This window comes from Mariniphaga anaerophila (genome assembly GCF_900129025.1).
Lineage (GTDB): Bacteria > Bacteroidota > Bacteroidia > Bacteroidales > Prolixibacteraceae > Mariniphaga > Mariniphaga anaerophila.
On sequence record NZ_FQUM01000003.1, the window covers coordinates 147,409 to 174,384 of the forward strand.

17 protein-coding genes, 1 tRNA gene and 1 other RNA gene are annotated in these 26,976 nt (G+C 42.8%); 14 read left to right on the top strand and 5 right to left on the bottom strand.

The window, feature by feature from the left end:
- The first annotated feature begins 10 nt into the window (after nt 1-10).
- The 6 genes from BUB08_RS06710 to BUB08_RS06735 all read left to right on the top strand — a co-directional run bounded on the left by BUB08_RS06710 (nt 11) and on the right by BUB08_RS06735 (nt 10,824).
- A complete protein-coding gene (locus BUB08_RS06710; RefSeq protein ID WP_073000138.1) occupies nt 11-1,009 on the top strand; it encodes a mevalonate kinase family protein in 999 nt (332 codons plus the stop codon).
- A gap of 7 nt (nt 1,010-1,016) precedes the next feature.
- Nucleotides 1,017-1,886: a UTP--glucose-1-phosphate uridylyltransferase GalU gene (gene galU, locus BUB08_RS06715; protein ID WP_073000139.1), complete on the top strand. Its 870-nt coding sequence runs from the start codon at nt 1,017-1,019 to the stop codon at nt 1,884-1,886.
- 9 nt (nt 1,887-1,895) lie between these two features.
- On the top strand, nt 1,896-2,810 hold the full coding sequence (locus BUB08_RS06720; RefSeq protein WP_073000141.1) for a sugar phosphate isomerase/epimerase family protein: 915 nt from the start codon (nt 1,896-1,898) through the stop codon (nt 2,808-2,810).
- A 314-nt stretch (nt 2,811-3,124) separates the two neighbouring features.
- On the top strand, nt 3,125-4,546 hold the full coding sequence (locus BUB08_RS06725) for a hypothetical protein (RefSeq protein ID WP_073000143.1): 1,422 nt from the start codon (nt 3,125-3,127) through the stop codon (nt 4,544-4,546).
- 343 nt (nt 4,547-4,889) lie between these two features.
- The gene (locus tag BUB08_RS06730; RefSeq protein WP_073000145.1) at nt 4,890-6,017 is read left to right on the top strand and encodes a helix-turn-helix domain-containing protein; all 1,128 of its coding nucleotides are present in this window, start codon (nt 4,890-4,892) and stop codon (nt 6,015-6,017) included.
- A gap of 631 nt (nt 6,018-6,648) precedes the next feature.
- Nucleotides 6,649-10,824 carry a leucine-rich repeat domain-containing protein gene (locus tag BUB08_RS06735; protein ID WP_083570627.1) on the top strand — a complete coding sequence of 1,392 codons (4,176 nt, stop codon included), beginning with the start codon at nt 6,649-6,651 and terminating at the stop codon, nt 10,822-10,824.
- Between the two features lie 578 nt (nt 10,825-11,402).
- On the opposite strand, the gene ssrA is transcribed toward BUB08_RS06735, so the two are convergent.
- Together ssrA and BUB08_RS06745 are read right to left on the bottom strand one after the other, a co-directional pair.
- Nucleotides 11,403-11,801, bottom strand: a transfer-messenger RNA (tmRNA) gene (ssrA, locus tag BUB08_RS06740).
- Nucleotides 11,802-11,873: 72 nt separating this feature from the next.
- Entirely contained in the window at nt 11,874-12,251 is a 378-nt protein-coding gene (locus BUB08_RS06745) for an SRPBCC domain-containing protein (protein ID WP_073000148.1), read from the bottom strand.
- 80 nt (nt 12,252-12,331) lie between these two features.
- On the opposite strand from BUB08_RS06745, the gene BUB08_RS06750 reads away from it, so the two are divergent.
- From BUB08_RS06750 to BUB08_RS06785, 8 genes are all read left to right on the top strand, one after another.
- Nucleotides 12,332-13,027 carry a response regulator transcription factor gene (locus BUB08_RS06750; RefSeq protein WP_073000150.1) on the top strand — a complete coding sequence of 232 codons (696 nt, stop codon included), beginning with the start codon at nt 12,332-12,334 and terminating at the stop codon, nt 13,025-13,027.
- Nucleotides 13,014-14,246, top strand: coding sequence for a sensor histidine kinase (locus tag BUB08_RS06755; protein ID WP_073000152.1), 1,233 nt, complete (start codon nt 13,014-13,016; stop codon nt 14,244-14,246). Before BUB08_RS06750 ends, BUB08_RS06755 begins: the two co-directional genes overlap by 14 nt.
- 73 nt (nt 14,247-14,319) lie before the next feature.
- Nucleotides 14,320-14,745, top strand: coding sequence for a NirD/YgiW/YdeI family stress tolerance protein (locus tag BUB08_RS06760; protein ID WP_073000154.1), 426 nt, complete (start codon nt 14,320-14,322; stop codon nt 14,743-14,745).
- A gap of 261 nt (nt 14,746-15,006) precedes the next feature.
- The gene (locus BUB08_RS06765; RefSeq protein ID WP_083570628.1) at nt 15,007-15,570 is read left to right on the top strand and encodes a manganese efflux pump MntP; all 564 of its coding nucleotides are present in this window, start codon (nt 15,007-15,009) and stop codon (nt 15,568-15,570) included.
- Between the two features lie 201 nt (nt 15,571-15,771).
- Nucleotides 15,772-19,065 carry a S41 family peptidase gene (locus BUB08_RS06770; RefSeq protein ID WP_073000158.1) on the top strand — a complete coding sequence of 1,098 codons (3,294 nt, stop codon included), beginning with the start codon at nt 15,772-15,774 and terminating at the stop codon, nt 19,063-19,065.
- A gap of 168 nt (nt 19,066-19,233) precedes the next feature.
- Nucleotides 19,234-19,914, top strand: coding sequence for an NUDIX hydrolase (locus tag BUB08_RS06775; RefSeq protein WP_073000159.1), 681 nt, complete (start codon nt 19,234-19,236; stop codon nt 19,912-19,914).
- 115 nt (nt 19,915-20,029) lie between these two features.
- Nucleotides 20,030-20,971 carry a metallophosphoesterase gene (locus BUB08_RS06780; protein ID WP_073000162.1) on the top strand — a complete coding sequence of 314 codons (942 nt, stop codon included), beginning with the start codon at nt 20,030-20,032 and terminating at the stop codon, nt 20,969-20,971.
- A gap of 137 nt (nt 20,972-21,108) precedes the next feature.
- Nucleotides 21,109-21,185: transfer RNA gene (locus tag BUB08_RS06785), tRNA-Asp, on the top strand.
- Between the two features lie 110 nt (nt 21,186-21,295).
- On the opposite strand, the gene uvrA is transcribed toward BUB08_RS06785, so the two are convergent.
- From uvrA to BUB08_RS06800, 3 genes are all read right to left on the bottom strand, one after another.
- The gene (gene uvrA / locus BUB08_RS06790; protein ID WP_073000835.1) at nt 21,296-24,172 is read right to left on the bottom strand and encodes an excinuclease ABC subunit UvrA; all 2,877 of its coding nucleotides are present in this window, start codon (nt 24,170-24,172) and stop codon (nt 21,296-21,298) included.
- Between the two features lie 58 nt (nt 24,173-24,230).
- Nucleotides 24,231-25,163, bottom strand: a complete 933-nt coding sequence (locus BUB08_RS06795) for a lytic transglycosylase domain-containing protein (RefSeq protein WP_073000163.1) — start codon at nt 25,161-25,163, stop codon at nt 24,231-24,233.
- Between the two features lie 188 nt (nt 25,164-25,351).
- Nucleotides 25,352-26,896, bottom strand: a complete 1,545-nt coding sequence (locus BUB08_RS06800; protein ID WP_083570629.1) for an alpha-N-arabinofuranosidase — start codon at nt 26,894-26,896, stop codon at nt 25,352-25,354.
- Nucleotides 26,897-26,976: the final 80 nt, after the last annotated feature.

Sequence of the window (26,976 nt, forward strand, 5' to 3'; positions counted from 1 at the left end):
ATCAACAAAAATGATTATTGAAACTTTTTGCTACCCAAGGGCAGCGGTTATCGGAAACCCGTCTGACGGATATTTCGGGAAAACCATTGCCTTTCTTTTCTCAAATTTTCAGGCAAAAGTTCAGCTCTACCAAACTCCAGAGCTTGATATTCAGCCACAGCGGCTTGACAAAACCAGTTTCAGCAGCATTAAGGAACTGGTAGAAAACGTTAACAGCTCTGGCTATTACGGTGGAATCAGGCTGTTAAAAGCCACCATAAAAGTTTTTTACGATTACTGCCAGGAATGCCACATTCAGTTGGATAAACGAAATTTCACAATCAGGTACGACTCCAACATTCCGTTACGCCTGGGCCTTGCAGGAAGCAGCGCCATAATCACCGCATGTATGAAAGCGTTGATTTCGTTTTACGGCGTAGCAATTCCCCACCCTATCCTTGCCAATCTGGTGCTTAGTGTTGAAGACAAAGAGCTGGGCATTGCTGCCGGACTGCAAGACAGAGTTGTACAAGCATACGGCCAGCCTGTTTATATGGATTTCGACAAAGAAACCATGCAAAAACAGGGGTTTGGAAACTACGAAGTTTTAGATGCATCACAGTTTCCGAATATGTACATCGCATTTAGAAAAAACCTGTCAGAAGGTACCGAAGTACTTCACAACAACCTGCGGGCACGGTTCAACATTGGCGAACAAAAAGTACTTGATGCCATGGGAAAATGGGCCGGGTACACCGAAAACTTCCGGGAAGCACTAAAATCACACGATTGCAAAACCATGCATCAACTGATAGATGCCAATTTTGATTTACGCCGCAGCCTTATTGCCATTACCAAAGGAAACATAGAAATGGTGGAAGCGGCTCGTTCTGTTGGTGCTTCGGCAAAATTTACGGGTTCGGGAGGAGCAATTATCGGCACATACAAAGACGAGCAGATGTATAACAAACTGGCCGAAGCTCTGGCAAAAAAAGATATTGAAGTGATAAAACCCAACATTGTAAACTAATTTTAAAATGATAAAAAAAGCAGTAATTCCTGCCGCCGGATGGGGAACACGATTCTTACCCATCACAAAATCTCAACCCAAAGAAATGATTCCAATCGTGGATACCCCGGTTATTCAATATGTGGTAGAGGAAGCAGTGGCAAGCGGAATTACAGACATTCTGATGATAATTGGAAAAGGGAAACGGGCAATTGAAGAACATTTCGACCGCAGCCCGCAACTGGAAGAATCTCTTATTGCAAAAAAACAGCTCGGATTACTGGAGCAAATCAAAAAAATATCGAACCTGGCAAACATTCATTTCATTTGGCAGAAAGAGATGAACGGATTGGGAGACGCCATCAGTTATGCCCGGTACCACGTGGGCCGCGAACCATTTGCCGTGCTACTCGGAGACACGCTCATCAGCGGAAAAGGTGCACCAATTACAAAGCAACTTATTGATGTTTACGACCGCTACAAAAGTTCGGTTGTGGCTCTCGAAGAAGTACCGCCCGAAAATGTTCATCGCTACGGCGTTATTCAGGGTAAAAAACTGGAAAACAATGTTCTGATTGCAGAAGATTTTATTGAAAAACCGGCAAAAGAAGAAGCGCCTTCCAACCTGGCAATTGCAAGCAGGTATGTTTTTACGCCTGAGATTTTCGATTACCTTGACGAAACAAAACCGGGAAAGAACAACGAAATACAGCTTACCGATGCCATGAGAGAAATGGTAAAAAAATACGCAATGTATGGTTTGCAGTTTCAGGGCACCCGATACGATATCGGGAACAAACTCGACTTTCTGAAAACCAATATTATTTACGGGCTGGAACACGAAGAGATTGGAGCTCCTTTGCGTGAATGGTTAAGAGAATTTTCAAAAAAACTATAAAACCAGAAAATGAACAGAAAAAATTTCATCAGGTCGGCTTCCCTCATTGCAGGGGCATCGGCAATAGTTTCTCCTTTTGTTTCATCGGCAAATTCAAGAAGCAACGAAACTGCCAAAATGCCCTTAAAAAAAGGACTGGGCTTTGGAATGATTAAGGAAGAGTTGTCCCTTGTTGATAAGTTTAAACTGGTGAAAGATCTGGGATTTGACGGTATAGAACTGAACAGCCCTACCGACCTTAACAAATCAGAAATTCTGAAAGCGAAAGAGATTTCGGGAATAGAACTGCCAAGCGTTGTTAACAGCGACCACTGGCGCAAACCGCTTTCCGACCCGAATCCGGAAGTGAGGCAGCAATGTATTCAGTCGGTTGCACAATCGTTACTAGATGCAAAAGATTTTGATGCAGACACGGTTCTGGTTGTTCCGGGAGTTGTTAATGAAAAAATTCCCTACGAACAGGCATATTATACGGCAATGAACTCCATTAGGGAACTCATTCCTTATGCCGAAAAAACCGGAGTTCAGATTGCCCTGGAAAACGTATGGAACAACTTTCTGCTAAGTCCCATAGAAGCCAAACGTTTTGTCGACGAAATTAACCATCCTCTGGTTGGATGGTATTTTGACGTGGGTAACATTTTGCGTTACGGCTGGCCTGAACATTGGATTCAAACCCTGAATTCCCGAATAATGAAACTGCATGTAAAAGAGTTCAGCCGAAAATTGATGAACGAAGAAGGTTTACGAAAAGGATTTCAGGTTAAGCTAACGGAAGGCGATAACAACTGGCCGGTTGTAATGCAGGCTGTAAAAAACATCAACTACAAAGGTGGGTGGATTACAGCAGAGGTTAGTGGCGGGGACAAAACCCGGCTAAAAGAAATTTCCGAACGGATGGATAAAATTATTGGTTACCTATAATTGGTTTTCGCTGCAAATAAAGCTCAGCAAAATATATAGGCGTCAACAAAATAGCACTATTTTATTTGCCGAAAAAAGTTAATACCGAGGATTGCAGTCCCCGGTATTTTTTTTCTATTTTTAAGGGACTAATTAAGTGCTCTTTTACCATTTAGAACACACGAAATATTGAGAAACAGTTTTATCACCTGTAATTATGCGACGATAGCAATTGTATTGGTTCCACTAAAAATGCCGATTTAAATAAAACAACACCTAAAACCAAAAACACTGAAGCGCCCAATTATTCGCGAATAGTGATTAACCCTAAAAAGATGAACTCAATTCCCATAAAACATAAAAGGTGGATACAAACGCTGTTTATTCTGTTTCTACTAGCCGACCTTTCTTTTTCTTTTGTTCAGCATTACAACACACCTCTATATGGAGATTTAGAAAACGGAATTCTGCCGGACAAAGATGTTCGAAGCATTTTTGATGACCCGTTTGGTTTTGAAAAAATCATTACTGGTGAAAAAGGGGTTAATCCAAATAGATTTTTTTCACATTACTTCTTTTCAGAGTATTTCAAAAACGTGCCGCTGTGGCTGCAGCATTTTGTAAGCCCCATTTCTTCAGCTTATTTATCCTGCGCAATAATAAAAGTTATTGTACAGGTATTTTTTATCTTTTTTCTGTCGGCGTTCATCAGTGGCAAAACGAAAATATTTAGCAGAGAGTTTATAACAGCTGCCGTAATAATAACACCTCTATTTCAGGTATACGGCTATTGGAGCAGAATGGGAATTATCGACCAATCTATAGCATACAACTTTTTTTATTCCATTCCGATAGTAGCTTTAATGCTGTTTTTATCTCCGGTTTTTAATCACGTCATTCGTAACAAAAAAATCAGAAATACCGCTTATCTGTATCTTGTCCCGTTAATAATCATACTACCTTTTAGTGGCCCGCTCATACCGGCATTAATTGTGATAATAACTTTTCTCGTCTTAATTTACTATTGGAGGCAATCTGGTGTCGGATCCTATTTAAAAAAAGTGCCAAGCGTAATGTACATTGTACTTATTCCTGCAAGCTTATGGAGTTTATATTCATTGGTTCTTGGTTTTTATGATTCCAATTACCAATCTGAAACGATTCCGGTATTAGCAAGGTTTCTCAAATTACCAGAAGGAATATTCTCGCAGCTATTTCATTCTTTGGGAATTCCTTTATTACTAACAACAATTGCAATAAACATTTTCCTAATCAGAAAGCTGAATCCACAGGAGAGTGTCAAATTCATCAACGTGTTCAAATGGATAGGAGTATTTGCTTTTATATACATCATTCTATTACCTTTTGGCGGGTACCGACCATATAGAGCCAGAATAATCCGGTACGACACTATTTTGCCCGTCACAGTTGCACTAATGTTCTATTTTGGGGCTACTACATACTACCTTATTAACAATCTGAAAGAAAGGAGGAAAGCCCGATACTACACATTTATTGTATTGGTTCTAGCAATTTTCACGTTTTCAGACACAAAAGGAATAGGAAAAAACAGATGTGAACGAATGGCGCTGAAGAAAATAGCAACATCACAGGACAGCGTTGTAGCTATTTCAAATAACTGTTATGTAATGTCTTGGTCAAACAATTTTGACTACAAAAAATCAGATAAAAAAGCAGAACTATTATACTATTGGAGAATCACAAAAACGAAGAAGTTGTTTTACAACGAACAATAACCGGGCACAGAAGAAACCGATTAATTTAGTCAGATGCAAAAGGTCGGATCGGCCCTAGTTTTATTGCGGATGAAAAGAGTAATCCCTTATTGTTAAACAAGAATTTTAAGAGAAGACAGAAATGAGTCGTATTCTGGCTACAAAAAATTTATGCAATGTTAGTGGTGGTGTAGCACTGTTTCTTGGAGTAGCCATTTTTATTAAACGAGAGATAGTCAAGTCTTAAAAAGCTCAATATACTTCGAGTCCACATAAAGAAAAGAAGTTATGAGAGTCACCATCACTTCTGCTATATATTTACGGGTTATTTTTAATTTTGTCATAGCCTCGAAAAAATGAAAAAATGATTGATAAAATATACTTTATCGTAACGGCACTGGCCAGCGGCGGAGCATTGGTTTTAGGCCTCTGTTTTCTCTTTCTGTATATCCCCCAAAGTACGTTTTTAAAAGGATACCGGATTGCCCGAAAAACAGCGGCATCTGCATACCTGGGGCTATCCTTACTTTATCTGGTCGAAATTATTTTTCATAATCCAGACATCAGTTATCCGCTTTCAAAATCAATCAAACTTATTGTAGGTTCTTTGCAAGCCCTGTTTTTTACCTACACTTTTATTTCCCTCTTCAACACCCATTTTGTGAGCCGCAAAAAAATACTTTGGGAGATTGCACCAATTTCAGTCTTCATTGTTGCCTTGCTGACAAGCTATATTTGGGCCGCCAATACGGCTGCCTTCCAAATAAGTTTCTTCTTATTTTTGGGGTATTACGTGTCGCTACTCATTCGTTACCTGGTTTTATTTCTAAAAGAATACCGTGCATGTTTCAACAGGGCAGACAACTATTATTCCGGGGAAGAATCCCTGCGCCTGCGCTGGATCTACTACTCCTTCTTTGGCATGTTTACCGTAGGGTTAATGTTGCTGGTGTTGCTTATACTTCCGGAAAGCGATTTTTTTTATTCCCTCTTCATTTTTTGTTTCGTTCTGCTTTATTCGTATTTCGGGATAGGTTTTATCAACTATTCCTACCGTTACAAAATTATTGAGCCACTGGATACTACTGAAAATCCACACGAAATTTTACCGGAAAACAACAATGACAAAAAGAAACAAGCTGAAATGATAGGAGAAGCACTCACCCGTTGGGTTCTTCAGGAACGATTCACACAACAGGGACTTACCATTGAAGACCTCTCCACTGAACTAAGCACCAACCGAACGTATCTGTCCGCATACATTAACCAGGTAGAACAGCAATCGTTTCGCTCCTGGATTAACCACCTAAAAATCGACAAAGCCAAAAAATTACTGTTGACCCATCCGGAAATGCTGGTGGTTGAAGTAGCAGGACTGGCAGGTTATACCGACAGCAGCAACTTTAACAAGCAATTTGTAAAAATAACGGGAAGCTCGGCTCTGGTTTGGAGAAAACGAGAACTTGCCAAAAAACGAAACACGGAAAATTAGTGATGTAAGAAAAGCCGGGCTTTCTTTCAGCGCCAAATCCGAAACAAAAGCTGGCAGCAGAACTCTGAAAAAGTTTCTGCGTTGGCCAGCACATTAAAATGGCATGAATATCCTCATTTCCACTGGAGATGATAAGTAAGAATCCGCCGCTTGATTTCCGGGTTCGTCGTTTCGGTATTCCCATCTCAAAGTGAGCAGGCAAATTGACAAAGCATGTCTCCTGTTTTTCTTTCCTTCTAAAATCATACTTACAGAAGCTCAGGGCATTGCTGCTTCTACCGCCTGTATTTGCTGTTTCCACCCCGCATTTTTGTTGTTTCAACCCTAATTATTTGTTAATCCTACCACCCAAAAAGCAGAAGGGCTATCTATTTTAGTGTTCATCTTTTAATTGTCAGAATAATGTTAAAATCATTCGCTAAACACCCGTTTCTATTGTTCCACTTTGCCCGTATTCAGGGTAATTTTCATTTACCGGTTTTGATAAAAATTGAATAAAATTAGAATGCGGGCGTAAAGCGCTCCGAACGGTCACCACATATCAGTGATAACAAAGAATACCGGGAAAAACCGCATACAGAACATAGGCTACCGAACTTCGAAACGCAAAAACTTTAAACCTTAAATAATAATGAAACATATTTTACTTTTCTTCGCATTTATAATGGCTGTAACAGCCGTTAATGCACAACTGCCAACTTCCTACACACTTGGCGGCTCAGAAGTTGAAATAAACGATGGCTGTATAACGAGCTGTGAGCCATTGCCCGGGTTACTTATTAATCTCACCATTCCCAAAACAATACATAAAAACGGGCAGGCCATTACCATTACCAGTATAGCCGACAATGTGTTCAGTAACAAAAACTTATTAAGTCTCAAACTTGCAAATAGTTTGATAAGTATTGGTGAAAATGCATTTGCCAATAATAAGCTGGTAAGTGTAACACTTTCTGAGGCACTGAGGTACATTGGCGAGAGTGCATTTTGGGGCAACAGCAACCTCACATCCATCAAATTACCCAAACATGCCACAACCCCCGGCTTCGAAGGATGGATTGACGGCTTCGGGGATAAAGTGCAACCAGACGAAAATGGCAACTATATCCTAAGCAATACTTTTCGTGCTTACGCTGCCATATTGCCGTACACCCTTTCAGACGATGATGTTGAAGTGGTAAATGGGCACATAGTCAGTTGCAAAACCCTAAAAGGCACTAAAATAACCATTCCCCAAATACTGGACGGGCAAACAATTACCGACATAAATGGCTACAAATTTGCCCGAAGGATGCTGGTAAGTGTAAATCTTCCCAATAGCATTATAAACATTGACGATAATGCATTCCTGAGTAACAGTTTAACAAGCATAACGTTTCCTGAAGGGGTGCTAAAGATTGGATCACATGCGTTTGCCTCTAACAACTTAACGAGTGTAACACTTGCTGAAACAATTATAAGTATTGGAGAAAAAGCATTTGCCTCTAATAATGATCTTTTGTCAATTAACCTGCCCAAACATGAGTCAACACCCGGTTTTGAAGGATGGATTGACAGTAACGGGCAGCAAGTTGCAAAAACCGAAGACGGTAACTACCCCATTGGCAATTTCGATATCTCTTACACTGCAATAGTACCCTATACCCTTACTGCCGACGACGTAACACTGGATAACGAGGGCTGCATTATAAGCTGTAAACCACTAACAGGCACCAAACTACACATACCACAAACTTTAAATAAAAATGGGACAGAAATCACCATTACCGGGATAGGCCTGAGTGTGTTTGGTGGCAGGGGGCTCATGGAGATTACGCTTCCAAACAGTGTAACAAGCATTAGCGAAAGCTCCTTCGCCAATAACGACTTAACAAACCTAATTCTTCCTGAAGGGCTGATAAGTATCGGAGGATTTGCTTTTTCAGGAAACAAGTTAACAGAAGTAACATTCCCGAACAGCTTAACAAGCATCGGGAAAAATGCATTTTATTATAATAGCCTAACGAGCGTAAAGTTACCCGAATCGCTGACATTTATAGACAAATACGCTTTTTCTTATAATTCCTTTGCATCCATGAACCTGCCCAAACATGCGGCAACTCCAGGATTTACAGGATGGGTTAACGGTATGGAACAGCCGGTGCCGCTAACAGACAACAACTATACTGTAACCAATTTTTCAACCTCTTACACTGCCCAAATAAATTCTAACTTCTACCCCCTCACAGCTGCCGATATTACAGTGGATGAAAACGGTGTGATTACATCCTGCAATATCACCGATTTTAATACCGAAGACTACGCATTTGGAAATATCGTTATCCCCCAAACCATCAATAAAGAGGGCGTTGATATAGCCATTACCGGCATTAACGATGCCGTTTTTATGCATCTTAGCATGGCAAGTGTAGTAGTCCCCGAAGGAGTAAAAAACATTGGAGATAAGGCTTTTTATAGCTGCCATTTAACCAGCGTTACGCTTCCCGAAGGATTACAAAACATTGGAAGCTGGGCATTCGGCTATAACGACTTAACAAGCGTAATGCTTCCTAACGGACTACTAAACATTTGCGACTACGCGTTTACCTATAACAAGTTAACAAGTGTAACTCTTTCGGAAACATTAATTATCATTGACGAAAGTGCATTCGCCAACAATACCAACCTTACATCAATTAACCTGTCCAGGCACGAGTCAACCCCAAGTTTCGAAGGATGGATTGACAGCAATAAGCAAAAGGTGACAAAAACCGAAGAGGGCAACTATACCATATCAAATTTCTATGTTCCCTACTACGCCATAATACCCTATACTCTTACTGCCGATGACGTAACAATTGACAACGAAGGGTGTATTGTAAGTTGCAATATACTGAAAGGCACAAAGCTAACCATACCCCAAACCCTAAATAAAAACGGGACGGAAATCACCATTACCGGAATAGGCCAAGGTGTGTTTGAAAACAGGGGGCTGATAAGTGTTGTGTTTCCGCACAGCATAACAAGCATTGGCGCAAACGCATTTGAAATGAACAACATAGCAAGCATAACACTTCCGTCCTCACTGACAAGCATTGAGTACCGGGCTTTTGCTTATAACTGGCTAACAAGCATAACCCTTCCTGAAACAGTGGCGAGCATTGGCGAATCCGCTTTTAGTAGTAACAAGTTATTAAACGTTACACTTTCTGAACAACTGCTAAGTATTGGTAAAAACGCATTTGCTTATAATGGTAATCTAGCATCCGTCAACCTGCCCAAGCACGAAGCAACACCCGGTTTCACCGGATGGAAAGATGGTAACGGGTCAATGGTATATCTAAACGGTGGTAATTATACCGTAAATGTTTTTACAACTTCATACACCGCCCTAATCTCAGACCGCCCGGCCCCTGCTGCCCCAACACTGGCAGGTAAAACATACAACACCATTACTCTTCATGCAGTGGAAGGTTGCGAGTACAGTATTAATGGAGGTACAACCTGGCAGAGTGAAGTTCTTTTCGATGGACTGGAAAGCAATACAACCTATACGTTTGTACAACGCTATTTCGAAACCGATACTGATTATGCATCACCGGCAAGTGAACCTCTGACCGTTGTAACCGACAAAGCTCAACAAGCAGCTCCTGCCGCTCCAACGCTGGCTTCAAAAACAGAAAGTAGTATTACCTTGAATGCAGTGGCAGGTTACGAATACAGTATTAATGGAGGTACAACCTGGCAAAGTGAAGTTCTTTTCGATGGATTGGAAAGCAATACAACCTATACGTTTGTACAACGCTATTTCGAAACCGATACTGATTATGCGTCACCGGTAAGTGAACCACTGACCGTTGTAACCGACAAAGCGCAGCAAGCAGCTCCTGCGGCACCCACTCTCGCTTCAAAAACAGAAAGCAGTATTACCTTGAATGCAGTGGCAGGTTGCGAATACAGTATGGATGGCGGTACAACCTGGCAAAGTGAAGTTCTTTTCGATGGATTGGAAAGCAATACAACCTATACGTTTGTACAACGTTATTTCGAAACCAACTCAGATTATGCGTCACCGGCAAGTGTCCCTCTGACCGTTGTAACCGACAAAGCGCAGCAAGCTGCTCCTGCGGCACCCACACTCGCTTCAAAAACAGAAAGCAGTATTACACTAATTGCAGTAACAGGTTGCGAATACAGTATTGATGGTGGGACAACCTGGCAAAACGATGTTCTTTTCGATGGACTGGAAAGTGGCACATCTTATACCTTAACGCAACGTTATGCAAAAACCAATACAGACGATGCTTCTCCGGCAAGTGCCCCATTGACCGTTGTAACCGACAAAGCGCAGCAAGCTGCTCCCTCGGCACCCACTCTGGCAAGCAAAACCGACAGCAGCATTGTTCTGAACGTGTTGGAAGGGTGCGAGTACAGCATCGACAACGGAACAACCTGGCAAGACACTCCTCTTTTTAAAGGGTTGGATGATAACACAGAGTATATGCTCATCCAGCGCTATGCCGAAACAGCCACGTATAATGCTTCGCCGGCAAGCGACCCTTTAATGGTAACAACCGATATCTCGACGGCAATTGACAAAATTGAAGCCGGAAGTATTGAATTATATCCGAACCCTGCGAGCCATAAAATTACCGTTGTCAATGCGCCGGAAGGCAGTTCCCTGGTTTTATATAATATTTCAGGAGCGATAGTACTTCAAACAATTATAACCGACAATCAAATTCCAATAGATATAAGCGGTCTAACACCCGGCGTTTATCTTGTACAAATTGGTACAACAACTCAAAAGCTGGTAGTCCGAAAATAAATATGCGAACGGTTCACCCTACCCGGATATAAAATTCGTCTGAACGGCAGTGTTATCTGCCAATAAAGAGGTTATAAGCTTTGCCCCCTGTAACCTCTTTATTTATATTTTTTTTATAATGAAGAGAGTCTGCTGAATGAGTTCAACTTTTCAAAATTACAGCAAATACTATTATGTCAAACGTATTTCTGGTTCCTAAAAAACAGTCCGGATGGTAGCGATAAAACCATTCAAATTATCAGTTACTGCAACCAGCATGTGGTAAACCCCAGAAGTTTTCATATCCAGACGTACGCTCATCCAAAATACCTCAAACTTTTCCTTGCCAGGCCAGAGTTCAGATCTTTTTTTCGAACCCTGCGAGACCCAGCTTAAATCTATTAAGTTATATTGGTTTTTACATACAGAAAACCCAAGCGGCTAAACAAACCGACGGAAATTCTGGGTTATACGAAGCGGCATTAATATGGTTAATATGGCAAGGGGAAACTTCAAAGCCGAATAATTTACAAGCTGTTTTTTACTGGCAATAACTTCATTGCACGCCAGTCATTCAACCTGCAACAAATAAATACATTTAGTGGAGCTGGCGGGAGTCGAACCCGCGTCCAAACGAGGAAGCAACAAGCTTTCTACATGCTTAGCCCCGACTTAATTTTCGAATAAACACCGGATCAAGGCCACCAACGTTTATCTTATCTCCTTAATTTTCGCAGAAATGCCGGAGCCTCATTTCCACTAGCTTCGATTTACTTGCACCGCCGGTTCGGGCCGCTTCAAAGCATTAGCACCCGGGCGATGTCTTGTCCCAACGCCTTGCATCGGGATTAAGCAGTTAACCTACTGTGATTCGGTTACGCAGCAAGAGCGTAATTATTTTCGCCAATTATGGTTTGATCATTATTTTAAAGGGTCAACAACCAAAACCCTGCATGCTTACCTGCCTCTTCTACCCGCTGTCAAAACCAATCAGCCCCGGTAAAACAGGCAATATTTGCCAAAGAACAAGCTGCAAAAATACACAAATTATACAGGAAATAAAACACGGCTCAGATAAACAGCTCCCTCAGCGCTCCAAAATAGTCTTCATCCCAGCCATCAGAAATATTTTCGAACGCTTCTTCGGGGATATTGGTTTGCCGCAACTCAATACTGGTTCCCTTTTTATCGGGATGAAGGACAATTGTAACCACCGACGGCTCCTCTTCTTCACCGAAAAACCACTGCTGTACAATCTTCCGGTTCTCGTCAAACTCCAGGTTTAAACCGGTAATGCTTCCTCCCCACAAAGAAAACTCGGTGTTTGGCGTTGTTTCCATCACCGCATCTTCGCCGGTCCATATTTCCAACATATTTTTGTTTGTCAGTGCATTGTACACATCTTTCGGTTCTGCCGGAAGGTTGTAATAACGTTTCAAGTTTTTCATTTGCTAAATTGTTTATTCAAAAGTAACTGATTCTCCAGAATTAATCCAGATTTTCTTCTTACCATTGAAAAAAAATTGCAATGAAGTTATTGATTATTGAAGACAACCTGAAACTTTTAGAAGCAATTACCCAGACTCTCCAAACCGAAAAATACCTGTGCGAAACAGCCACCGATTTTAGCGCGGCCCACGAAAAAATTTTCCTTTATCAATACGATATTTTAATTGTAGATATTAACCTGCCCGATGGTTCGGGACTCGACCTGATTCGCGAAGCAAAAAAACAAAATCCGTCCACCGGAATTATTGTTATTTCTGCCCGCAACTCACTTAGTAATAAAATTGAAGGACTTGAACTAGGTGCCGACGATTACATCACCAAACCGTTTGACATGGCCGAATTGGTGGCCCGCATTAAGGCATTGCTCCGGCGACGAAACTTTTCAGGAACTGACATCATTTCATTTAATAATATTTCAATAAACACCGCCAGCCGTCAGGTTTTTGCAAACGGGCGGCACATCGAACTCACCAAAAGCGAATACGACATTCTGCTTTTTTTCTTTTCAAACCCCAATCGTGTTTTAACCCGCGAAAGCATTGCCGAACATATCTGGGGCGACAACATGGATTTAGCCGATTCATTCGATTTTATCTACTCTCACATTAAAAACCTTCGGAAAAAACTTGCGGCTGCCGTGAAAAATGTTCCCATAAAAGCGGTTTACGGCATTGGATACAAACTCGATACAACCCCACCCCATGAAACTGATTAAACAAACCTACAAATACACTTCGCTGTGGATAATTCCCATTATTGTTATTGGCAGCTTGTTTTCTTACTTCATTATAGAATTTATTGCGTACGAAGAAGTTGATGAGTTTTTAACCTACGAAATGGAACGTTTGGTGAAGTACCACAAAGAGTACAACGACTTGCCGGATTTTCATAAACTGGAAAAAGTAATTGAAGATGTAAAATACGATTCGCCTGTTTTTAAAGACACACTGATACTGGAACCGGGCGACAACGAAATGGTTCCCTACCGCCAGCTTTGGTTTTCAATTAACCACAACGGCCGCGATTTTACGTTGGTGCTTCAACATTTATTGCTGGGCCGGGACGACATCGCACGCGGAGCCTTTCTGATTATTTCGGGGTTGGCCCTTCTTGTCGTATTTTTCACGTTTTTATCGGTAACCCGCGTTACCGGAAAAATCTGGAACCCGTTTTACGATACCTTACACAAAATTACCCGGTTCAAAATCAGCGAACCCGTTCCCCGTTTCTCTTCGTCAGATATCGACGAATTTAACGCGCTGAACTCTACGTTGAATGTGTTGCTAAAAAAAACAACTGAAGATTACCGCCACAACAAGGAGTTTAACGAAAATGCGTCACACGAATTACAAACCCACCTCGCTGTAATCAAAGCAAATGCAGAAGCTCTTTTAAGCAGTCCAAAAGGAAATGCGGAAGAACTGGAGAGCGTCCGGAAAATTTATTCGGCAGCAACCCAGCTTTCGCAGGTACAAAAATCGTTGCTGCTGCTTAGCAAAATCAACAACCGCGAGTTCAGCAACAACGTAAACCTAAACTTTGAAGAGCCGCTCCGCAATGTGCTCGGCCTTTTTGAAGAGACCATCGACATTCGGGAAATAGAACTAACACATTCCACCGAACCCTGCAATGTTTTTATGGATGCCGGACTGGCTGAAGTACTGGCAAACAACCTTGTAAAAAACGCGGTAAAGCACAACATTCAAAAAGGTTTTATTTCGATAAAACTAACAGCCGATATGCTTGAAATCGAAAACAGCGGAACGCCACATGCCGGAAACCCGGAGTTGTTGCTGTTGCGATTTTCAAAAGGAGAAAACGGGAACAGCGGAATCGGGCTGGCCATTGTAAAAGAAATATGCGATCTCTACAACTTCAAAATTCAATACGAAATTAAAAACGCAATACACAAAATCACCATATTTTTCGGGTGACGGGAAATCTCCAAAATCTCTCCCAAATTGGTTTCTACTTTTGTTTCATCAATAATTTTAAAACAGAAAACAGATGAAACAGCAAACAATTTTTAATGCCGTAAAAAAAACAATGTTGGCCGTTCTTTTTGCCGGCTTTTTCGGAAATGCAAACGCACAGTACACCGGTCCGGGCTCGCAAGCTGCCGACCACACGGTAAAACAGGTTTCAGACAATGCGCTGAAACTCGATCGAAAAGACACAATGGTAAAAATAAAAGGTTTTATTGTAGAAAAAATCAAAGACGAAAATTACTGGTTCCAGGATTCAACCGGAAAAATCAGGGTGGAAATCGATAAAAAACACCTGCCTGCTACTCCGTTCAACGACAAAACCGAAGTGGTTATTATCGGCGAGGTAGACTACGATTTACTTGAAGGAACTGAAATTGAAGTAAAGAAAATAGAAATACCGGGAGCCGCTGTGCAAAACAACGCAAAGGAAAGCACTCCGCGTTAGTTTCAGCATTGTCAAAAACTCCGGCTTCTTTAAATCCATTTGAGAAGCCAACACTACAGAGTTACAATATTTTACCCGGGAAGCTGCATTGTTCAACACAAAAGAAATGCAGCTTCCGGTAAAAAAGTAACAAAAAGCGGTTGATAAAATTCGGGGAAGATAGGTTAGAGTTCCAAACAAAATCCCGATTTTTCGGACTTATTAAAATCTGAATCTGCCCTTAAAAACAGTTTATCGGCAAATGCAAACAAGCAAAAGATAATGAGTATTTTAACATTAATATTAATTGCCATTGCCATTTCACTTGGCATACTCGAAATATCGATGTCCGCCGGAAAAGCACTTTCAAGAATCCGGTTTTGGCAGGCTGTGAAAATTGCATTCATTCTGGTGCTGTTGCAGACTCCTGTTTTCCTCATCGGCTGGGTTTCAGGCAATAAGTTCGAAGATCTTATTCATAGTTACGACCGCTGGGTTCCGCTGGCACTTTTGAGTGCACTGGGAATTAAAATGATTTTCGAAAGCCTCAGACATTTTAACAACAAAGGAAAAATCAGATCATTGTCGGTTACCATGCTGCCCGGCGTTTTTCTGGCCATCCTCATCGATGCGTTACTTGTAGGAATTAGTTTCGCATTTTTCAGTCAAAAACTATTACTGACTCTGCTCGTTGTCGGCTTGCTCACTTTTTTGGCAACAATTGCGGGAATACTTTGGGGAAAAGCCCCGCAATCCAAATTGAGTTTTCACACAAAAATTCTGGGTGGCTTTTTGCTCATCGGAATTTGTGTCAACCTGCTTTTAAAGCTTCCTCCCATAAATTAAACAGAACACATAAACACATCCTCAGCAAACCAAATTTTTCATTTCGCTAAAAATATACTGAAACAAACGAATACATGTTTTCGGCCTGATTCAGTAATTTTCAAACCAATTTCAATACTAAAGAGCAGAACAATTCAGCATCTGAAACGTAATTGAAATAACACCTCCCCAAAACAGCCGGGGAACAAATACATTAATAGCATGAAAAATCTGTTTTTACTTTCTGCTGCACTCTTCCTGATGTTCAGTGCAAACGGACAAATTAACGCAAAACTGATGCGTTACACTGATGTTTCTGAAAGCCAGATTGCCTTTGTTTACGGAGGCGACATTTGGCTGGTTGACAAAAATGGAGGAACAGCAATTCAGCTCACCAACTCTCCCGGAGAAGAATCGTGGCCGCGTTTTTCGCCAGACGGAACGCACCTGGCCTTTACGGCAAACTACAACGGCAACTCAGATGTTTTTGTGATGCCGGTAACAGGAGGCATTCCTACCAGAATAACCTTTAATGTGTTTCCCGACCGGATGGTCGACTGGCATCCCGACGGGAAAAAATTGTTTTTTGCATCTGCGCGCGAAAACGGAATTTCACGATTGAATCAGTTCTACCTGACCAGCAAAGATGGAGGGTTCCCTGAAAAAGTTCAAATTCCTTATGGCGAGCTGGCCAGTTTTTCGCCCGACGGAAACAAATTAGCTTACATCACTAAAATAACCGAAAATTACCCGTTTAAACGTTATCTTGGCGGACTGGCCTCCGACATTACTATTTTCGATTTAAAAAACAACACTGCCGAGCGGATAACCGATTACCCCGGTAACGACGGGCAACCTGCCTGGGCCGGAAACAAAATTTACTTTCTTTCGGACCGCGACGAAAACATGCGCCTCAATATTTGGGAGTACGATACGAAAACCAAAGAGATGCGGCAGATTACCAACTATAAAAATTTCGACATCTCTTTTATGTCGGCAGGCCCCGACGATTTGGTTTACGAAATGGGAGGCGACCTCTATCTGATGGATTTAGCCTCGTTAAAACCGAGACAAATTAAGGTGAATGTTATTAGCGATTTATCGGTAGAAATGCCGCACAGCAAAGATGTAAGCAGCCGCATTTCAAACGTAACCGCTTCTCCGGGAGGCAAACGGGTTATCTTCGAAGCGCGGGGAGAACTGTTCAATGCACCGACAGAAGAGGGATTCACGCTGAACATGACCCGTTCGAGCGGATCTTTTGACCAGAACCCGGCATGGTCACCCGATGGAAAAACCATCGCTTTCTGGAGCGACAAATCGGGCGAATATGAAATGTACCTGCAAGACTCCAACGGGAAAAATCCTGCCAAGCAGCTCACTCAACGAGGCAAAGGTTTTGGCTACAAACTATTCTGGTCGCCCAACAGTAAAAAAATCGCATTCATTGACGAAACAAACACCATCCAGATTATTGATGCGGAGAGTGGTGAAATTACCGAGGCCGGGAACTACCGCTGGAACCTTGGGCACGGCCAGCGTTTCAATTTTCCGCTTTCGTGGTCGCCCGACTCCAAATGGCTGGCTTTTACGCAGGGGCTCGACAATTCAAATGCTGCCATCTGCATTTTTAATACCGACGACAACCAACTGCACCAGGTCACTTCCGGTTTTTACGACGACAGCTTCCCGGTGTTCAGCACCGACGGGAAATACCTTTTCTACCTCACCAACCGAAACATGAGTGCAGCCTACTCATCTCTTGGCGATGGCACATGGATTTATCCCAACTCCACAGAAATAGCAGCACTTTCATTAAAAAAAGATACTCCTTCGCTGTTGGCTCCCAAAAACGATGAGGTTGAAATAAAAGCAGAAAATAAGGAGAAGGATGACGACGAGAAAAAGAAAAAGGACCAGGAAAAGGACGAAAACAAGGAGAAAGAAAATGACAACAAAGTAGAAATCGATTTCGAAAACCTGGAAACGCGTCTTTCCATATTACCTCCAAAGGCCGGAAATATTTCGGCACTAATTCCTTTTGAAGGGAAACTGGTGTACTTGCGCAGGCCAAACACCGGCTCCGGAGAGCGGCACTCATCGCTTCATTTTTATGATTTAAAAGAACGCGAAGAAAAAGAAATGATGGGACAGGTAAGCCGGGCTGCAGCAACTGCCGATGGCAAATCGCTAATAGTTTCCAGTCAAAATAAATATGGAATTATAAAACCGGCTGCCGGACAAAAAATTGAAAAGCCCATTCCAACCGACGGACTGGTAATGGATTTGATTCCCAAAGAGGAGTGGCGACAGATTTTTATGGACACCTGGCGCAGGCACCGCGATTTTTTCTACGATCCGAATATGCACGGGCTCGATTGGGAAGCACTGCGCGACCGCTACGGGGAACTGCTCGACGACGCGCGTACCAGATGGGATGTTACAAATTTACAACTGAATCTGGTGGCTGAAATCAGTGCCGGGCATACCTATGCCGGCGGCGGCGATACAGAACGAGCTTCGTCCCGGTCAAACGGTTTTCTGGGAGTTGACTGGGAACCGGACGGGAAACAATATCGCATTAAAAAAATTGTAAAACCTGCAGAGTGGGACACCGAAGTCCGCTCCCCGTTCGACAAACCAGGAGTGGAAGTAAACGAAGGCGACTATATTTTATCCGTAAACGGAATTTCGCTTGATCCGACAAAAGAACCGTATGCTGCTTTTGAAGGCCTTTCAGGCAAAACCGTAAAACTACAGGTTAGCACTACCGGAAAAGAAGCCGATGCCAGGGATGTAGTAGTGAAATGTTTGTCGGCCGGCCAAGAAAATAACTTGCGTTACCTGGAGTGGATTGAAAATAACCGAAAAATGGTAGATGAACTTTCTGACGGACAGTTGGGGTACATTTACATGTCGAACACCTCATCGCGTGGTCAGTTGGAACTGGTTCGCATGTTTTACGGTCAGCTCCACAAAAAAGGATTTATCCTGGATGAACGTTTTAACGGCGGAGGACAGTTGGCCGACCGTTTTCTGGAACTGCTACAACGACCGGTTACCTACAACTTACACTGGCGCCACGGGAAAGACCACACCAACCCCATTAAAACGAACACCGGCCCGGTAGGAATGCTGATTAACGGCTGGGCAGGTTCGGGTGGCGACGGGCTGCCATGGGCATTTCAGGAACTGAAAGCAGGCCCAATTGTTGGCGAACGCACGCTTGGCATTTTGGTTGGACCGGCAAGCCAGCACCAGCTCATCGACGGCGGCTACATTACAGTGCCCGGCGCCCGCCTATACGACAATGATGGCCACTGGTTCTGGGAAGGAGAAGGTGTTTCGCCCGATTTCGAAGTGTGGGACGACCCAAACATGCTGATAAAAGGTCGTGACCCGCAAATGGAGAAGGTGGTAAAAGAGGTTCTCAAACTCACCAAAGAGAATAAACATTTAATGACACCCGCTCCTCCGCTCGAAGATCGCACAGCAAAAGGACTTCGAAAAGAATAAAAAAAAAGCAAAACTCCGGCGAACCATAATTCAGACATACCGAATTAAACAGATTATGGAATTCCGGAGTTTTGCCTTTTTCGCCCTGTTATAGATTTTTTTCAGAAAAAAACCGAAAAGCCGAAACAGTGAAAAATACTTTTCTAGATTTACGATTATTTTCTGAAAATGGAATTTTACGTACAACATCCCCGGTTTTTGGTTGCAGTTGACTGTGTAATTTTCGGTTACGAGGAGGGGGAACTGAAACTGCTTATTTATCCGCGGGCTTTTGAACCGGAAAAAGGCAAGTGGTCGTTAATGGGAGGCTTCATCCAGCAGGCAGAATCGTCAGACGAAGCTGCGGCCAGGGTTTTAAAAGAAACTACCGGCTTAAACGAAATTTTCCTTGAGCAGGTAAGCACATTTTCGGCATCCGACAGAGAACCGTCCGAACGGGTAATTAGCGTTGCTTACTTTGCGCTCATCAAAATCGAAAGGTATAAAAAAAACAAAACCCGGGAGTTTGGGGCAAAATGGTGGCCGGTAAACGAATTGCCGCCCCTCATTTTCGACCACAACGAGATGGTTCTGCAGTCGCTCAAAAAACTACAGCAAAAAGCAGGGCACAGTTTGGTAGGCAGTGAACTGCTCCCCTCAAAATTCACACTATTGCAACTGCGCAAACTTTATGAAGCAATTTACCAGCGCTCTTTCGACCCGGGGAACTTCAGAAAAAAAATGTTGTCGTTGGGGGCACTGGAAAAGCTGGATCAAAAAAATTCAACCGAATCAAAAAAAGGAGCCTATTACTACCGGGTAAAACCAGACAAAACAGAGTTGGAACTGGAGCGCATTATCAAATACTAATTCAAAATCGATTACTTTGTATGCTCACTTCAGGCAAAATCAGCTCAAAAATAACCATTGAAATACTCGTTATTTCTGGCAGCTATTTTTTATTTTAGATGTTCATTTTTAGCGTATGTACGATATAATTGGAGATGTGCACGGCCATGCCCAGCTTCTGAAAAAACTTTTACTGGAACTGGGTTACGAAAAAACCGACGGAGGATATTCTCATCCTGACCGGAAAGCTGTTTTTGTGGGGGATTTCATAAATCGCGGGCCTCAAATCAGAAAAACCATCCGCATTATCAGAAAAATGGTGGAAAGCGGAAACGCGCTGGCTGTTCTGGGGAACCACGAAGTCAACATTATTATTTCCTACCTGAAAGACAAAAAAGGCAATCCGCTGGTAAAACCGCCCCTGAAAAATTTCCTTTCGGGATTGAAAACCTTTAACGAGTTTGCCGATGCCCCCGAAGAGTGGCAAAGCAATTTGCGCTGGCTTCGGACACTCCCGCTTTTTCTGGATTTGGACGGAATCAGGGTTGTTCACGCCTGTTGGTCAGATCTCGCGGTAGAATTTGTAAAAAACAACCTTCCTCCCGGAAAAATCAAAAAGGAAGTTTTCAAAAAAATATACAAAAGTCCGGGGTCTGAGCTGGCAAAAAACATCTGGCTTCTAACCAAGGGGCTTCAGTTTAAAATGCCGGGAGATCTGAAAATAATCAATAACAAAGGAGTCTCGCCCCGATCGTTCAGAATGCGATGGTGGGAAGACCCCAAAGGCAAAACATTTGAAGAGCTTTCGTTTGAAAGTAAATTTAGCCTGCCGGAATACACGGTTCCCCCGGAAATCACTCCCGAAAGCCTTCCCTACCCTCCCGATGCTCCTATTGTTTTCTTCGGACACTACTGCCGGGGCAATGGTCCGCACATTATAAAAGCCAATATTTGCTGTCTCGACGGGTGCATTGTCGGAAAAAAGACGCTTCTCGCGTACCGATGGAACGGTGAAACCAGCCTGAATCCAGAGAATCTGGTTAAAATTCAAAAAATATCCCCAAGCAAAACACTGTAAAACAACGAGTTTGAAACGAGTAAAAAAATATCTTTTTTTTGTATTGCAGGAAAAAAAAGAAAGTATATATTTGCATCACCTTTTCGAACGGTAACAGCCACGAAAAGGGAGTTCTGAAAAGACAAAAGATGAAAAATGGTGGCGTAGTTCAGTTGGTTAGAATGCCGGCCTGTCACGCCGGAGGTCGCGAGTTCGAGTCTCGTCGTCACCGCCAAAAAAGCAGCTTTTATAGCTGCTTTTTTTTATGCTCCAAAGCTTGTGTTGACAGCAAAATTTTCGGGTCAATTAAAACACCAAGTCGCCCGACATTACAACCAGAGTCAACTACCCCCTACCGAGCTCTTCCTTCAGGAAACGGGCGGTATAAGATTTTCTGCTTTTTATTATTTCTTCAGGTGTTCCTTTACAAAGAATTTCGCCTCCGTTTTTTCCGCCTTCCGGCCCCAAATCGATAATATGATCGGCCACTTTTATAACATCCAGATTGTGTTCAATAACAATTACGGTGTTTCCCCTGTCGACCAATTTATTGAGAACAACAAGCAAAACACGGATATCTTCGAAATGCAGGCCGGTAGTTGGCTCATCAAGAATATAAATGGTCTTTCCGGTGTCGCGTTTGGCCAGCTCAGACGCCAGTTTCACCCGTTGCGACTCGCCTCCCGACAAGGTTGTGGAAGCCTGTCCCAGTGTGATGTATCCCAACCCGACTTCCTGCAATGTTTTTAGCTTGACTGAAATAGAAGGAATGTTTTCAAAAAACTCCACTCCCTGATTAATGGTCATTTCCAGCACATCGCTAATTGATTTTCCCTTGTAGCGCACCTCAAGCGTTTCACGGTTGTAGCGTTTGCCATTACACTTATCGCAATGCACATGAACATCCGGCAGAAAATTCATCTCAATCAACTTCATTCCGCCACCCTGGCACTCTTCGCAACGACCTCCTTTTACGTTAAACGAAAAGCGGCCCGGTTTGTACCCTCTTATTTTTGCTTCGGGAAGCTGTGCAAACAAATTCCGGATATCTGAAAATACGCCGGTATATGTAACCGGATTAGAGCGGGGCGTACGCCCGATGGGCGATTGATCCACCCGGATTACCTTATCGACAAACTCCAATCCTTTAACCGATTTGAACGGGAGCGGATCTTCTACTGAATTATAAAAATGCTGGCTCAAAATGGGCTGAAGCGTGCCATTTATAAGCGTTGATTTTCCACTTCCGGAAACGCCGGTGACACAAATAAAAATCCCAAGCGGAATTTCGAGGGTAACATTTTTCAGGTTATTTCCTGTGCAACCGGTTACTTTCAAAAAATCGCCAGTTCCTTTTCGGCGCTCTGCCGGAATTTCAATTTTTCGACGGTTATTCAAATAATCGGAAGTTAAAGTATGAGATTCGAGCATCTCTTTGGGCGAACCTGCAAACACCACTTCTCCTCCGTGGCGACCTGCACGCGGCCCCATGTCTATTATCCAGTCGGCATGCAGCATTGTATCTTTATCGTGTTCCACCACAATAACCGAATTGCCGCTGTCACGCAACTGCTCCAAAGCCTGAATAAGCTTCAGATTGTCTCGATGGTGAAGTCCGATGCTGGGTTCATCCAATATATAGAGCACGTTTACCAGTTGCGAACCGATTTGTGTTGCAAGCCTGATTCGCTGTGATTCTCCTCCGGAAAGGCTCTGAGCAGTCCGGTCCAGCGCCAGATAATCTAATCCAACACCCAACATAAAGCCCAGCCTGTCGCGAATCTCCTTAATCACTTCCACACCAATTTTCCGCTGTCTTTCAGAAAGCCGTTCTTCCAGTCCGTTAAACCATTCGCCCAACTCTTTCAAATCCAGTTGTGCCAGCTCCGAAATATTCTTCCCGTCAATTTTAAAATACAGCGATTCCTTTTTCAGCCGCTGCCCCCCACACTCGGGACACACCGTGGTTTTCACAAACTGATTGGCCCATTTCTGCGCCCGTTTTGCCGGATTATCTTCACGCTGGCTGTCGATATATTTCACCACGCCATCGTAGCTCATCATGTAATTCATGCTGGAGCCCAGCGGTGTATTTTTTAGCTGAATCCGTTCGTTTGTGCCAAACAACACGGCATCCAAACCCTCTTCCGAAATATTCTTAATCGGGGTTTTTAGTGTAAAGCCAAACTTTTCTCCTAGTGCCTCAATCTGCCAAAAAATTAACGAATTGCGATATGACCCCAAGGGGGCAATCCCTCCTTTTCCAATGCTTTTACTTTTATCAGGGATAATTTTATCGATATCTATTTCGGTAACCCTACCGAGGCCATTGCACTTTGGACATGCCCCTTGCGGCGAGTTAAAAGAAAAATTATGCGGCGCCGGCTCGCTGTACGAGATTCCGGTTGTGGGACACATCAGCAAACGGCTGTAATACTTAGCCTGATTGGTATCGCTGTCCAAAATCATCAAAACCCCATGTCCGTGTTTCATGGCGGTTTGCACACTCTCTTTCAGGCGTTTGTCTCCGACGCCGTCTACCACGAGTTTGTCAACAACAATTTCGATGAAGTGGTTTTTGTAACGATCAACCCGGTGGTTGTGCATTATTTCAGTTATTTCACCATCCACACGCGCCTGCAAGAACCCTTTTCGCCTTATTTGTTCAAACAACTCCCGGTAATGCCCTTTTCGGCCTTTTACTACCGGAGCCAAAATATGAATTCGCTTTCCGGCAAAGTCGCTTTTAATAAGTTGCAGAATTTTCTCTTCGGTGTATTTCACCATTTTTTCGCCCGTATTGTATGAGAACGCTTCTGCTGCGCGGGCATATAAAAGGCGCAAAAAGTCGTAAATCTCGGTAACAGTCCCCACCGTTGAACGCGGGTTACGGGAAGTTACTTTCTGTTCAATAGAAATAACCGGACTGAGACCGGTAATTTTATCCACATCGGGGCGTTCGAGATTTCCCAAAAACGAACGCGCGTATGCGGAAAACGTTTCGATGTAGCGGCGCTGCCCCTCGGCATAAATGGTATCGAATGCCAGCGACGATTTACCGCTTCCGCTTAATCCGGTTATTACGGTAAGTTTGTTACGGGGAATTTCCACGTCAATATTGCGCAGGTTATTCACCCTCGCCCCATGCACTATAACTTTTTCTTCCGATTCTGTTTCTTCTTCTTCCAGGATGACTTCATCCGCATATTTTGTTTCCTGCATCTTTTTCTGTTCCGTTTGTACTGTTCCTGTCTTTGTCTGAAAAATTTCTCCGCTGAAACTAGTCCTTTTCTTCAATCACCGGTATTTGAACCGTGTATGTTTTCCTGGCGGAATTGGTCAAGAAATTGTCGCGCAACCATGGGTTGAAATTCTTCAGCAACTTATAATTAATTCCCTGCTCCAGGGCAAAGTCGGCAAAATCTTCCACTTTCCCGGTAATTTCTACTTCCCGGGTAGAAACGACAGGATATTTCTCTTCTTCGGGAACTGCAAAATTATATTTTTCGGGATTCTCCATAATCAGTTTCAGGGCAATAATCCGGAAAACATAACGGCTGGGTTCGGAACCAAAAAGCAAATCATAGTACGATTCTGTTTTTTGTCGGGTAATCTGTCTTTTAACCCCGGTATTTCCGGCATTGTATGCTGCGGCTACCATCGACCACGAGCCAAACCGTTCGTATGAATCCAGCAAATAATCGCACGCAGCGTAAGTCGATTTTTCCACATGGTAGCGTTCGTCCACTTCTTTGCCGATTTCTAGCCCGTAATCGCGACCGGTCCCCTGCAAAAACTGCCACAGGCCAACTGCCCGCGCAGGCGAAACCGCACTCGGATTGAAACCACTTTCGGCCACGGCCAGAAATTTAAAATCGTCCGGCACTCCTTTTTCTTTCAAAATAGGTTCTATTATTGAAAAATAGCGCGGTGCCAATTTTATGTACCGAATAGTTTGTGAATGAAAATAGGAGTTTACCAATAACTCACGATCGAGTGACTCACGCACATCGAAACGCCAAAGCGGGACGGGCTCTCCGGCAAAAGTAACCGAGTCGGGAACCTCAACGGCATGAAAAGCCGCTGGCGCATTTTCCCAGCCTCCCTCAGATGTTTCGCTGGTTGACGAACCCATAACCAAAAAAATAACAATCCCTGCATTTATTACCAGCAACACCGGCAACAAAAAACTCACCCACTTTTTACTATTCATCGTTGTATCATTTTCTAAAAAACACAAAATTACACTTTTAGTTTTTTGATGCCAACGAAAAACAGTATTAGCAGATTAAAACCTTTTCAACTAAAAAACTGAACAAGCAAAAAACAGGCACGTCATTTTACAGTATGTTTTCCTACTTCACAATCAAAAAAAGTCGTCTATTTTGAAAGCGAACTAATCTAATTCAATTCCAACATCACAATCGATTTTGATGGAAGATTTACCTGCAACGAATTTCCGGAGACGTTCACATCGGCAAAACTTTTTAACATAACCTGCTCTGCTTTTCCGAAATCGTTAAAAGCATTCACCTCATCTGCCGTAATTATTTCACCCTTTTCAAAATTAATCATCTCCATTCCGCGCAATTCGCATGAAATGCTTACCGCTTTGTTGGGATTCAAATTACTAATGGTGAGATGAATTTTCCCGTCGTCCGATTTAGAAGCCGTTGTAGAAACAGCAGGAATGCTTTTGTTTTCAAACTCATATGTTTCCGATTCCACATCGGTTGGCAACAAAGTTGCGTCGTGGTGTACTTTGTACATTTTAAAAACGTAATACGAAGGTGTTTTAACCATTTTATCGCCTCTGGTCAAAATCATGGCCTGCAGCACATTCACCGTTTGAGCAATATTTGCCATTTTTACCCGGCGACTGTACTTATTGAATAAATCGAGATTAACTGCAGCCACCATGGCATCGCGCAAAGTATTCTGCTGATACAAAAAACCGGGATTTGTTCCGGGCTCCACATCGTGCCAGTTGCCCCATTCGTCAACAAACAATCCAACCTTGTTATCCGGGTCGTACCTATCCATGATATTAATATGTTTTTCAAGAAGTTCATCCATAAACAGCGTTTTGCTCATGGTCATAAAATACTCGCTTTCATTAAAATCGGTTGCTGATCCTTTGTGGCTCCAGTCGTGGGCAATGGTATAATAATGCAGCGAAATTCCCTGAAAACTTCGTCCCGGATTCCCGTTCCTCATCAGAACCTCCATCCAGTTGTAATCTGCGCCGTTGGGGCCACAGGCAATCCGAAAAAGCCTGTTTTCTCCATAATTTTTTGTGTAAGTAGAATACCTTCTCATTTCGTTGGCATAATATTCCGGAGTCATATTTCCACCGCACCCCCAGTTTTCATTTCCTAGATTCCAGTATTTTACACCCCACGGCTCATCTCTTCCGTTTGATTTTCGCAGGTCGGTCATCGGACTGATATTCCCCGAATTAAGGTATTCTACCCACTGCGACATTTCCTGAACTGTTCCGCTGCCCAGGTTTCCGCAAATAACAGGCTCAGCACCAAGCTGATTGCAAAGTTCCATAAATTCATGGGTACCAAAACTATTGTCCTCCGTCACGCCGCCCCAATGAGTGTTAATCATTGTAGGGCGTTGCTGCGCTGAACCAATACCATCCATCCAGTGGTACTCGTCGGCAAAACATCCGCCCGGCCAGCGCAGGTTCGGAATACCCATTTCGCGCAACGCATCCACTACGTCGTTACGTATTCCGTTTATATTCGGAATTTCAGAATCTTCGCCTACCCAATATCCACCGTAAATGCAATTGCCCAAATGCTCTGAAAAGTGGCCATAAATATGTTTGCTGATTTTTTCGTGCCCCAAATCGGTGTTTACCACAATTTTATTTTGTGCAGTTGAAAAAAACACCGAAAGGATAAAAATTCCACTGAGTAATTCTTTTGATTTCATTTTATAGGTTTTTGGTTTATACTGTTTTATTTCAATGAGTTTCAGGCGAGAATATTATTTCAAAGATAATAAAACGTACA

Excerpts from the sequence above, each read along its gene's own strand:
- BUB08_RS06720 (WP_073000141.1), top strand. The coding sequence starts at position 1,896 with ATGAACAGAAAAAATTTCATCAGGTCGGCTTCCCTCATTGCAGGGGCA.
- BUB08_RS06735 (WP_083570627.1), top strand. The coding sequence starts at position 6,649 with ATGAAACATATTTTACTTTTCTTCGCATTTATAATGGCTGTAACAGCC.
- galU (WP_073000139.1), top strand. The coding sequence starts at position 1,017 with ATGATAAAAAAAGCAGTAATTCCTGCCGCCGGATGGGGAACACGATTC.
- BUB08_RS06760 (WP_073000154.1), top strand. The coding sequence starts at position 14,320 with ATGAAACAGCAAACAATTTTTAATGCCGTAAAAAAAACAATGTTGGCC.
- BUB08_RS06800 (WP_083570629.1), bottom strand. The coding sequence starts at position 26,896 with ATGAAATCAAAAGAATTACTCAGTGGAATTTTTATCCTTTCGGTGTTT.
- BUB08_RS06755 (WP_073000152.1), top strand. The coding sequence starts at position 13,014 with ATGAAACTGATTAAACAAACCTACAAATACACTTCGCTGTGGATAATT.
- BUB08_RS06775 (WP_073000159.1), top strand. The coding sequence starts at position 19,234 with ATGGAATTTTACGTACAACATCCCCGGTTTTTGGTTGCAGTTGACTGT.
- BUB08_RS06710 (WP_073000138.1), top strand. The coding sequence starts at position 11 with ATGATTATTGAAACTTTTTGCTACCCAAGGGCAGCGGTTATCGGAAAC.
- BUB08_RS06795 (WP_073000163.1), bottom strand. The coding sequence starts at position 25,163 with ATGAATAGTAAAAAGTGGGTGAGTTTTTTGTTGCCGGTGTTGCTGGTA.
- uvrA (WP_073000835.1), bottom strand. The coding sequence starts at position 24,172 with ATGCAGGAAACAAAATATGCGGATGAAGTCATCCTGGAAGAAGAAGAA.
- BUB08_RS06770 (WP_073000158.1), top strand. The coding sequence starts at position 15,772 with ATGAAAAATCTGTTTTTACTTTCTGCTGCACTCTTCCTGATGTTCAGT.
- BUB08_RS06725 (WP_073000143.1), top strand. The coding sequence starts at position 3,125 with ATGAACTCAATTCCCATAAAACATAAAAGGTGGATACAAACGCTGTTT.
- BUB08_RS06745 (WP_073000148.1), bottom strand. The coding sequence starts at position 12,251 with ATGAAAAACTTGAAACGTTATTACAACCTTCCGGCAGAACCGAAAGAT.
- BUB08_RS06730 (WP_073000145.1), top strand. The coding sequence starts at position 4,890 with ATGATTGATAAAATATACTTTATCGTAACGGCACTGGCCAGCGGCGGA.
- BUB08_RS06750 (WP_073000150.1), top strand. The coding sequence starts at position 12,332 with ATGAAGTTATTGATTATTGAAGACAACCTGAAACTTTTAGAAGCAATT.
- BUB08_RS06780 (WP_073000162.1), top strand. The coding sequence starts at position 20,030 with ATGTACGATATAATTGGAGATGTGCACGGCCATGCCCAGCTTCTGAAA.
- BUB08_RS06765 (WP_083570628.1), top strand. The coding sequence starts at position 15,007 with ATGAGTATTTTAACATTAATATTAATTGCCATTGCCATTTCACTTGGC.